2 protein-coding genes are annotated in these 1623 nt (G+C 65.0%); both read right to left on the bottom strand.

What is annotated here, in order from left to right:
- Window positions 1–767 (bottom strand): glucose-1-phosphate thymidylyltransferase RfbA (gene rfbA / locus ACSFBF_RS35995; protein ID WP_435475171.1); only part of this gene is annotated, 767 nt, incomplete at its 3' end.
- Window positions 768–787: 20 nt separating this feature from the next.
- A complete protein-coding gene (gene rfbD / locus ACSFBF_RS35990; protein WP_435475169.1) occupies window positions 788–1621 on the bottom strand; it encodes a dTDP-4-dehydrorhamnose reductase in 834 nt (277 codons plus the stop codon).
- Window positions 1622–1623 lie beyond the last annotated feature (2 nt).

Raw genomic sequence — 1623 nt, 5'->3', positions numbered from 1 at the left:
CAAGCGATCTTCAGCCCCTGCCGATGCTCCAGCGTCGCGATGAACTGCCCCGCCTCCAACAGGCTGTCGTGCGTGCCTGTATCCAGCCATGCGTAGCCGCGCTGCATGATCTGCACATTCAACTGGTCGCGGTCGAGATAGGCTTGGTTCACCGCGGTGATCTCCAACTCTCCGCGTGCACTGGGTTTGACGGCCTTCGCGATGTCGACCACCTGGTTGTCGTAGAAGTACAACCCCGTCACTGCGTAGTTGCTCTTGGGCTTGAGTGGCTTCTCCTCGATGCTGCTGGCCTTGCCCTTGGCATCGAAGGCCACGACGCCGTAGCGCTCGGGGTCCTGCACGTGGTATGCGAACACCGTGGCCCCGGAGGTCTGTGTGTCCGCATCGGACAGCAGGTGCACGAAATCATGCCCATAGAAGATGTTGTCCCCCAGCACCAGCGCGCTGGGATCATTGCCCACGAACTTGTCCCCGATGATGAACGCCTGCGCCAAGCCATCCGGGCTGGGCTGCACCGCGTACTGCAGGTTGATCCCCCACTGGCTCCCATCGCCTAGCAACTGCTGGAATCGCGGCGTGTCCTGCGGCGTGCTGATGATCAGGATGTCCCGCATGCCGCCCAGCATCAAGGTGCTCAGCGGGTAGTAGATCATCGGCTTGTCGTACACCGGCAGCAGCTGCTTGCTGAGCGCCAGGGTCGCGGGGTGCAGCCGGGTGCCCGAGCCACCGGCCAGGATGATGCCTTTGCGTTGCGTTGTCGTGGTCATGTTCTTTTTCTCGTGGAAGTTCAAAGAATCTCGCGCAGCATGCGCGCGACGCCTTCCTGCCAGGGCGGCAGGCGCAGGCCGAAAGTGGCCTGCAGCTTGGTGGTGTCCAGGCGCGAGTTGTGCGGGCGCTTGGCCGGGGTCGGGAAGGCGCTGGTCGGCACGGCCTCGACGGCATCCGGGCCAGCCTTGAGCTCGACACCCGCCGCCTTGGCTTGCTCGATCACGAAGCGCGCATAGCCATGCCAGCTGGTCTCGCCGCCGGCGATGGCGTGATAGAGACCGGCCTTGGCCGGGTCCTGCAGCGTCGCCCGGATGGCATGCGCCGTGATATCGGCCAGCAGCTCCGCACCCGTGGGCGCGCCAAATTGATCGTCGATGACGGTCAGCTTCTCGCGTTCCTTCGCCAGCCGCAGCATCGTCTTGGCGAAGTTGCCTCCGCGGGCCGCATACACCCAGCTGGTACGGAAGATCAGGTGCTTCGCGCAGTTCTGCGCCACCAGTTGCTCGCCTTCGAGCTTGGTGCGCCCGTACACGCTGAGCGGGCCGGTCGCGTCGTCTTCCTTCCAGGGGCGGGTGCCGCTGCCGTCGAAGACGTAGTCGGTCGAGTAATGAACCATCAGCGCACCGATCTGCTGGGCCGCCTCGGCCACGATCCCCGGGGAGGTGGCGTTGAGCTTGCGCGCGAAGTCCGGCTCGCTCTCGGCCTTGTCGACCGCCGTGTGCGCCGCCGCATTGACGATCACGTCGGGACGAACCTTCAGTACCGTCTCGGCCAGTTGCTCCGGCCGGCTGAAGTCGGCGTTGAAATCGGTGCTGTCGAAGTCGAGTGCGACCAGCTCGCCCAGGGGCGCCAGGC

Source organism: Variovorax nivicola (assembly GCF_051216475.1).
In the GTDB taxonomy this organism is placed as follows: domain Bacteria; phylum Pseudomonadota; class Gammaproteobacteria; order Burkholderiales; family Burkholderiaceae_C; genus Variovorax.
The sequence above is the reverse complement of the archived record's forward strand: the minus strand, read 5'-3'. Positions and strand labels throughout refer to the sequence as shown.